Raw genomic sequence first — 7323 nt, 5'->3', positions numbered from 1 at the left:
TTACCACCAAGCGGATCCGACGACCAATGGAGGACGTTGGCATCTTTCTGAAAAATCGCCCTTTCTGGACGGGCACTAGTTAGGCGCAGCCCTTTCAGCCGCTGCGGTAATCGCCGCTGATATTAACATCGCCATCGCGCTTCCTGAGCCACTCCCGCTATCAGGGGTATAACTCAAGTTCTTTCTGGCATTCCACAGCTCGTTGCCTTGTGCATCGGCAATGCGATATTCAAAATCGACTACAGTTGTAGTCGCCAGAACCGCGTACTTGGACGTCCACTCGTGAATGGTCAGGTAGAGCACGGCATCAGCACCAAACAGGGACGACAATTCCGACGTGGGAAGCTGATGGATTTCCGAAGGTTCATACAACCCTTCAAACTCCAGCAACGTCTTCACGGTATTGACCGGAAAAACGTAGTACCCCTTTTCAGCGAGTACTCTGGGCAAGGTAGTCAGCACCGAGGTGGGTGCAAGCACATCGACCGAGTTATTGACGACGGGTACGACGAGTATGGAGCGTGGCTTTTCCTCATGATACCGGGAGAAATCGTAAGCACTTGGGGTCACACAACCAGCCAGCAGGAACACGGCGATCGCTGATAAAACCAGTAAGTTCAGCTGTCGCATCCTAATTGTTCTCCAGGTTTTTGATCAGAATACCCATCATTGGCCGGCTTTCCGGCCAGGTATCGAATTCCATTTGATAGAACTTGACGGCAGACCCTTCGTCACCCGCCAGCAGATAAAAGGTTCCGGCCTCGGCGAGCAAGCCGGGTGCTGGTGTTTCACCACGCTGGTCAATTTTGGACACGAACTCAATGTGGTTGGTTGCAGACTCTTCCTGAGTACCCGCTTCATGGTAGTAATTGAATAGGTCCTGTTCGTAGTCGCCCCAGTTGTACAGGCCAGACTGAGTGGCACACCCGGTCAGGCTGAGGACGAGGGCCGATGACACCAGCAGTTTCTTATTCATAGGAGACCACTTTTATAACGCGTGTTGACGAGGCGCCCAGGAACACGGTCGTAGAAAAGACAATGCCTGTCGCTCCTTCTACTTCGATAAGATGGGTTCCCTCAACCAGGCGCAACGTGGCCTCGTCGACCAGAAACTGGCTCATTGGCCCATAGGAAACACCATCGACGATGACGGTGTAGTCAACGGCTTCCCCCGGAAGCTGCTCGTCAAAGGCGACGCGGGGTCGGTTATCGACCGTTGTGGTGGTTTGAGTGGGACTTTGAACGCATGCCGTCAGCCCGAAGGTGATGGTAAGCAGCAATAACCATTTCATGATTGCACCTCCCGAACTTCCAGCGTGTCGATGTCTAACCCGTCGATGGAACCGCCGGTTATTTCACCGAATGAACCTTCTTCGAGTTCGCTGTCACCAAAGGTGCCCAGAACCGTGATGTCGGCCACTTTCTGGCCAGGTAAGGTAATGGTGGACCCGGTGGTCGACGACTTCACTTGCCGGCCTTTCTTGAAGACCGAAAACTGCATGCCTGTCTGAATACCCTGGCTCTCACCGCCGCTGAAATAGACCAGGCCGTCTTCAGCTGTCAATACGTCGGCCGTCCACACTTTGGTCAGCATCAACTGGGTCATTCTTTCTACTGCCGCATTTACCGCAGCGCCAATAGCCTGGTCGTTCAAGCTACCGTCGTAACTCGCAACTGAGCCGAAGCCCATGGTGGTGGAACTTTCAATAGATGACGAACCGGTTCCGCTGACCGACTCCAGAACCTGGCCGGTAGCGGTATCTACCAAACGAAGATCGATGGTTGCCGTCGCTTCCTGAGTTTTCGAATTGGAAAGAAAACCAGACTCCCCGGTCGTAGAGCGACCGAATTCCGTCAATGAGCCGATCACCAGAGTATCGACACCAATGATGTTGACTTCGGTACCCGTTAATTCCGCTTCACTTTGAAGCAGCGAAACATCGGGCCGTTCAAAGACCAAATAGTTACCGCTGTTTATTAGGGATTGCACGAACATATCAGTCACTTTCAGCGACACGTTGTCGTCTGAATTGCTGCTGAGCAGACTCTTGCCATAGGTCGTTTCATTCGAGAGACGGCCTACGGCAATTTTACGCTTCAGCGCCAACTGCACAGTCGCTTGTTGCGCTTCCTGAGCCGCCAGTTGCTGGTCGGGAGAAACTGCCGACTCACTGTCTGTCATTTGAGGCGTTTGGGTCGCACAAGCGACAAGCAAAAATGGAGCAGTCCATTTAATAAGGTTTTTCATTCGTTATCCTTAAGAAGCCAGGCTGGGGTGGAGTTGACAGATTGCTGACACCCGGGAAGTCTCCGCCTTTTGTCAAAAGCATGCAAACGAGAGGTGTCGTTTGCGCCCCCCTAACTCAGTCGCCTAAGTCAATAGCGCGAGATCCTGACCGCAGTGGCCGCTGGATCGAAGACAGCTCACCCGAACCCCGGGGAGGCGTACTGGGCCTGAACGACCAGAAAAACCGAATTGATCTTCATTACTCTCGATAGTGGATAGAGTGGGTGAATAAAACCAGTGTTCCAGGAGGCAGCCTCCCGGCAATCGGCAGGGAGCACTATACTCCGCGACTTTCGTTCACATCATCCGCAAGCCAGGATTTGATGAGCGATTGATAGGGCATATCACGCTTGTCGGCTTCTATTTTTATCCGGTCCAACAACGCTTCAGGCAAACGCAATGAAATCGTCTTGGTTGAAGGCTTTAGTTTCGGGAAAGAGGTTTGCTCAGCCTGGCTCCAGTCCACGTAGTCTAACGAGTCGTGACTCTCCCAGAACGCACGCTCTTCTGCTTCCGTTTTAAACTCAGGTAGCTTTTTCGACTTTCGCATAGTCAGCCCTCTCTTTACGGTGCATGTGGAGTGCGGATTTGATCAATTACTACTGCTGATGGGTGTACTGAATAGCGGGGTGAATAAAGAGGTTCTTCATCAGAGCAATGATTGGTACATGGGTTAAGAAATGATACCAACGAGTCCATTGGTGAGGGTAGGAGTGTGTAGCATCTCCACCCTCACCGGGAGCATTCTTTAGCTTGCCACTGCATAATGAGAGTTGGAGCCCGAAGCGCGTCCACCATTGCCTATACGCGTAAGCACATATACCAAAGGCCTGCGAGCAGTGCCATTCACACGGAACACTTCACCCTCTACCCGGGCCCCGTTTTCCCACCTACGATGAAGCAAGGATAAATATCCTCGAGGGACATAACCCAGGGTATTTCCACCTACTTCTAACCGAATAGCTTTCGGGTCCCATTCATTATCGGGTTCTGCGATATACCGGACACTATCGCCGTCGCTCACTTGCTCGACGGGGATTTGTGAGTTGTGCCTGAACCCCGCGACTTCCAATAGAAATTCGAACTGGTTGGGCGCATCGTCAAACGGATGCACTAACTCAAACCCGTCATTATTGCCTTGCCTTCCGTCGATCCGAGCGGCAAGGTATCTGCCGCCATAGATGCCAGCCGTGTGGTCGGCTGCGTTACCTACCTGTCGGCTTCATCGCCGGTGCCTGGCAGCGTGAGCCCCATCGAAGATCGCACCATCATCGTAGGCGATGCTGCGGGCAAACAGACGGCGCCGGCACTGGCCATTGGCAGGGCGTTGCGCGACGCCGGGTTCGACGTTACAGACTCCGACCACATTCAGCGCGACATCTGGTTCAAGCTCTGGGGCAACATGACGGTCAACCCGATCTCCGCCATTGCCGGAGCAAAAGGCGACCGGATTCTGAGTGACGATTACGTAAGGGCGTTCATGTCCCGCGCCATGCGGGAATCGGCCGCTGTCGGCGCCGAAATCGGCATTGCCATCGACGATGACCCCGAATCCCGTCATGCGCTAACGGCACAATTAGGCGCGTTTAAAACCTCCATGCTGCAAGATGTGGAGGCAAACAAACCGATCGAACTCGACGCCCTGGTGGGCGCGGTATTGGACATCGCCCGGGCCGTAAACGTCGACGTTCCCAACATCGAAACCCTGTTCGGCCTGACCCGCCTGTTTGCCCGGCAACGAGGGCTTTATCCGGAGGCCGTTGGCGAATAAAGCCAGTGGACTGGGCGGTTCCACGCTCAGACCAATGGCGTTAATGCTCTTTGTCTACATACTACAGCGTGAACCCTAACCGGCACTACAGCTTTCTGTTAAAAGAACCCTTTTACGGGTATTCATTGAGTCGCCAGCCCGTTATCCTTAGACATATGAGCGGATGTATCGAGAAGGTTCACCGAAGCGTCGCAGCCATTGCCCAAAAGCTAAGCAGAAATGAGCTGAGAATGAATGCAGGTCTTGTGAAGCTTTTGCGGATAGTCGTGATGCAGACTTCGGGCGAGGTGGGTTGGGTGCATTTTCGGTGCTGTTGGCGCCTATATCTGCAACAACACCTCGTTTTAATCGATTAACTATGGATACATGAAGTTAAGAGACCTGACTAAGGCTTCTGAGTCTTTTGAGATGTAGACTAATAATAAGGCCATGCAATTTCGAGTGTTCTAGTAAAAGGATTCGTCCCGTAAACCTATAAGGAATAGTAAATGATATATTTAGCCCGATTCTTGGTCTTGGTCGCGCTGGTATTGCTATCCAGCAAGTTCAGTGACTCTTTTAATTGGCACTGGGAGTTGACTATTTACATAGTCCTTTTCGCCATTGCTGACTTTGCAATTACAAAAGTATTCAGAAAGAATACAGGAAAGGTCTCAAAAGGTTCACGCTATAAAGGTATCAAGAACAAATAGACTAACGAGACTCTAAGGTGTGCCTAATTGAGCAAACGAATATGAGGGCGGCTTTTGGGAAGCCTGCCTGTTTTTTTGGTTATGTGTGTGGTGCGGAATGAATAGAATCGTTGGATAAGAGGTCGCGAATTCGCTACGAAGAGGAATTTCAAAGTCGTGTTCTATACAACCAACGTGTGAAAATTTTAAGATCTGCGAAAAGCATTAAAAGTCACACTTCAGATTCAGTATGCCGCAAAGTGAGAGCTGAAATTGCTGAAGTGCCATTATTCTACCTTGTCGAGCATCACTTTTTTTCCATTGAACTGGCGACCGAATCCATCATACAGATACATGTAACCATAAATTCTTGTCGTATTCGAAGATTTCCAGCCAGACAACGTAAACCGGCGAATCAAACCCCTTGGCTGGGTCATATAGACATCTATGATTATCAAATCTTCGTGGAATGTAACGTCGTCCGAAGCAAATGAGAGCCCGTTGACGCGATTCCCGTTCACCAAGTTGTAAAAACTTCCACTGAAATCATCGTTTACGACCACTCCGCTGGAAAAATCACCAATTATCATATTCCACTGCCCAACAAAGTCAGTTTGAGTTAGCGATTCTGCGGCACTGCAGTAGGCAGATGCGTTAGCGGTTGCCGACATGACAATCCAGGTGAATGCCAAGTTCATAGCGATTTTTCTAATTTTCATTTGAGACGGTTGTCCAAATCAGTCTTTTCGTTTTCCAAAGCACTTGCGGCATTAGTGCTTTGGCTATTTAATACCATCAAATCATTGGAAAGAAACCCGGCTTAGCAGGTCAGACATTGACTCGTTGTCCCACTCACCAAATACCAGCATAGGAGAGTTCATTTCAGTCCCAATGTAAATATACAAAGAGTCTTCGCCTTCAGGGCTATCGACCCAGTAGGCAACAACATCTGAGCCTTCAAACTTAACCAAAGCCCCGCCCGATAAGCCGAGAACGAGCGTTAAACCTGCGTTACTGGCCTGTTGGGATAACAGCGTGTTAAACACTGATTCGGTCGAACCTCCTTCGTGACCAGGCAGGGCGAGCTCAGCCACAGGTTTCCCAAACACCATGTCCGCTGGTTGCTGTAGGAAAATCAGGCTTTCGCCAGAGTTAAAAACGACTTCTGAAGCGACCGGTTCGGATTGAACGATGGTAATCTGTGAAATGTTATTAGTTGGCACGCATACATTGATTGGGTAGATCGAAAGCTGAAAGGCATCAGCGCATGCTTCAGAAGGCCAGTTCCTTTCATCAACTTCAAACGAGTCGGACGCCCAGCTGGCATTGAACATGAGTAATAAAGTGAGAATTACTGTCCTCATAAACCCAGCCCCGCAGCTTCGAGTGACGTTCTGAATTGAAGTAGCCTAACCTTAGCGCAAGTGATGCTACTTCTTTCAGATTTAATATTGGAGACGGCTTGTTTACCAAAGTGCCTGGTAAGCCATTGCAAATTCGGGCGCCCCGTAGGCCTTGGCACCCAGCGTAATGCACTGGAGCATCGTTGAATTTCTTGCACGATCTGCCAATAAACGGCTGCAACTTCGTCGTTCAAGGTCCCACGGTATCGATATTGAATACCACCAGCATTATAAAGCTCATTGATTGCTTCTCGTGCAGGGTGAAGCTCCGACATTCCCAACTCTTTTTGACGATATTTCGTACAGTGTATCGAACTACTGCTATGACGAGTGAGGCGTTGGTCACAAATACAGGGGCGGGTTTATTTTAGATTTAGCCTAATCTATTTTAGAAGTTAAGGTGTCTGGACTAGCAATTCATAAGTGTGAAACTTATTGTTGGTATACTGACTACTCTTTGAAATCACCCAACTGTTCATCGGTAGCATTTTTTAGGCGATCGTTCCCCAGGTTCGACATGGCTTTCAAACGTTGTGCCGTTAGCCTGAATGATTCTGTTGTAGCTATAGTCGCTTGGTTAAAATGGAAGATACTGGTTTTCGTAACTTGCCTCGCCTGGCTCCAGTCCATGTAGTCTGACGAGTCGTGGCTGTCCCAGGACATGCTGAGGGAGAATGGGCCGATGCTGGCTCGCCCATACGCCGACACTGTGAAGGGCTCGGAACACAGAAATATGAAAGAACTCAGGGTGCAGAGTAAAGGGAATCCAATAAGAGCGTTTTTTGCCTTTGATCCGAGTAGAGCAGGGATATTGCTTTGTGCCGGGGAGAAAACAGGCAATGAAAAAAGGGTTTATGAAGAGATGATTCCTGTAGCCGACAGAGAGTTCACGGCTCATCTGGAGAAGCTCTAAAAGAGGTAGTTATTATGGCTAGCCCGGATATTTCACCAAACAGCCTAAAGTAGCACTGCATAGAATTTGTTGAATGTTTTCGAGCAGCTCCACAGCTACAGGTCGATTTTGACCCGGATTCCCGATTTTCAGGCACACTTCCCCTTACCCCGTTGTTTAAAGTGTGCCGGGTCAGCACTGGTTATGGCTATGTCGAGTTCAGGTTGTTCAGTGCGGTTTCAAACAGTCCTTGATATGGGTAATGACTGGGCAGCAGGAAGCGAATTCGGCGCGTATTG

Annotated in this window: 10 protein-coding genes; 2 read left to right on the top strand and 8 right to left on the bottom strand. The window is 50.0% G+C overall.

Annotation, left to right across the window (positions count from 1 at the left end):
* Positions 1-75 precede the first annotated feature (75 nt).
* The 6 genes from G565_RS25085 to G565_RS27790 all read right to left on the bottom strand — a co-directional run bounded on the left by G565_RS25085 (position 76) and on the right by G565_RS27790 (position 3401).
* A complete protein-coding gene (locus G565_RS25085) occupies positions 76-630 on the bottom strand; it encodes a DUF799 domain-containing protein (protein WP_037340519.1) in 555 nt (184 codons plus the stop codon).
* Position 631: 1 nt separating this feature from the next.
* The gene (locus G565_RS0119705) at positions 632-976 is read right to left on the bottom strand and encodes a DUF4810 domain-containing protein (RefSeq protein ID WP_028672365.1); all 345 of its coding nucleotides are present in this window, start codon (positions 974-976) and stop codon (positions 632-634) included.
* A complete protein-coding gene (locus tag G565_RS0119700) occupies positions 969-1292 on the bottom strand; it encodes a hypothetical protein (RefSeq protein WP_028672364.1) in 324 nt (107 codons plus the stop codon). The genes G565_RS0119705 and G565_RS0119700 overlap by 8 nt, the downstream gene beginning before the upstream one ends.
* Positions 1289-2248: a CsgG/HfaB family protein gene (locus tag G565_RS0119695; protein WP_028672363.1), complete on the bottom strand. Its 960-nt coding sequence runs from the start codon at positions 2246-2248 to the stop codon at positions 1289-1291. The genes G565_RS0119700 and G565_RS0119695 overlap by 4 nt, the downstream gene beginning before the upstream one ends.
* Positions 2249-2564: 316 nt before the next feature.
* Complete coding sequence (locus G565_RS0119690; protein ID WP_028672362.1) at positions 2565-2837, bottom strand: BrnA antitoxin family protein; 273 nt, start codon at positions 2835-2837, stop codon at positions 2565-2567.
* A 198-nt stretch (positions 2838-3035) separates the two neighbouring features.
* Positions 3036-3401, bottom strand: coding sequence for an HIRAN domain-containing protein (locus G565_RS27790; protein WP_169579688.1), 366 nt, complete (start codon positions 3399-3401; stop codon positions 3036-3038).
* A 129-nt stretch (positions 3402-3530) separates the two neighbouring features.
* Here G565_RS27790 and G565_RS25080 point away from each other — a divergent pair, with 129 nt between their 5' ends.
* The gene (locus tag G565_RS25080; RefSeq protein ID WP_157600169.1) at positions 3531-4058 is read left to right on the top strand and encodes a ketopantoate reductase C-terminal domain-containing protein; all 528 of its coding nucleotides are present in this window, start codon (positions 3531-3533) and stop codon (positions 4056-4058) included.
* 958 nt (positions 4059-5016) lie between these two features.
* Here G565_RS25080 and G565_RS0119675 read toward each other — a convergent pair.
* Together G565_RS0119675 and G565_RS0119670 are read right to left on the bottom strand one after the other, a co-directional pair.
* On the bottom strand, positions 5017-5448 hold the full coding sequence (locus G565_RS0119675) for a hypothetical protein (RefSeq protein WP_028672360.1): 432 nt from the start codon (positions 5446-5448) through the stop codon (positions 5017-5019).
* An 81-nt stretch (positions 5449-5529) separates the two neighbouring features.
* Positions 5530-6093 carry a hypothetical protein gene (locus G565_RS0119670; RefSeq protein ID WP_157600168.1) on the bottom strand — a complete coding sequence of 188 codons (564 nt, stop codon included), beginning with the start codon at positions 6091-6093 and terminating at the stop codon, positions 5530-5532.
* 700 nt (positions 6094-6793) lie between these two features.
* Here G565_RS0119670 and G565_RS25075 point away from each other — a divergent pair.
* Positions 6794-7045, top strand: a complete 252-nt coding sequence (locus tag G565_RS25075) for a type II toxin-antitoxin system RelE/ParE family toxin (protein WP_037340512.1) — start codon at positions 6794-6796, stop codon at positions 7043-7045.
* Positions 7046-7323: the final 278 nt, after the last annotated feature.

Origin of the sequence: Saccharospirillum impatiens DSM 12546 (genome assembly GCF_000423605.1) — a bacterium.
Lineage (GTDB): Bacteria > Pseudomonadota > Gammaproteobacteria > Pseudomonadales > Natronospirillaceae > Saccharospirillum > Saccharospirillum impatiens.
The sequence above is the reverse complement of the archived record's forward strand: the minus strand, read 5'-3'. Positions and strand labels throughout refer to the sequence as shown.

Bases quoted from the DNA above. Each gene is read 5' to 3' on its own strand.
- G565_RS25085 (WP_037340519.1), bottom strand. From the start codon at position 630: ATGCGACAGCTGAACTTACTGGTTTTATCAGCGATCGCCGTGTTCCTG.
- G565_RS0119705 (WP_028672365.1), bottom strand. From the start codon at position 976: ATGAATAAGAAACTGCTGGTGTCATCGGCCCTCGTCCTCAGCCTGACC.
- G565_RS0119700 (WP_028672364.1), bottom strand. From the start codon at position 1,292: ATGAAATGGTTATTGCTGCTTACCATCACCTTCGGGCTGACGGCATGC.
- G565_RS0119695 (WP_028672363.1), bottom strand. From the start codon at position 2,248: ATGAAAAACCTTATTAAATGGACTGCTCCATTTTTGCTTGTCGCTTGT.
- G565_RS0119690 (WP_028672362.1), bottom strand. From the start codon at position 2,837: ATGCGAAAGTCGAAAAAGCTACCTGAGTTTAAAACGGAAGCAGAAGAG.
- G565_RS0119675 (WP_028672360.1), bottom strand. From the start codon at position 5,448: ATGAAAATTAGAAAAATCGCTATGAACTTGGCATTCACCTGGATTGTC.
- G565_RS0119670 (WP_157600168.1), bottom strand. From the start codon at position 6,093: ATGAGGACAGTAATTCTCACTTTATTACTCATGTTCAATGCCAGCTGG.
- G565_RS25075 (WP_037340512.1), top strand. From the start codon at position 6,794: ATGCTGAGGGAGAATGGGCCGATGCTGGCTCGCCCATACGCCGACACT.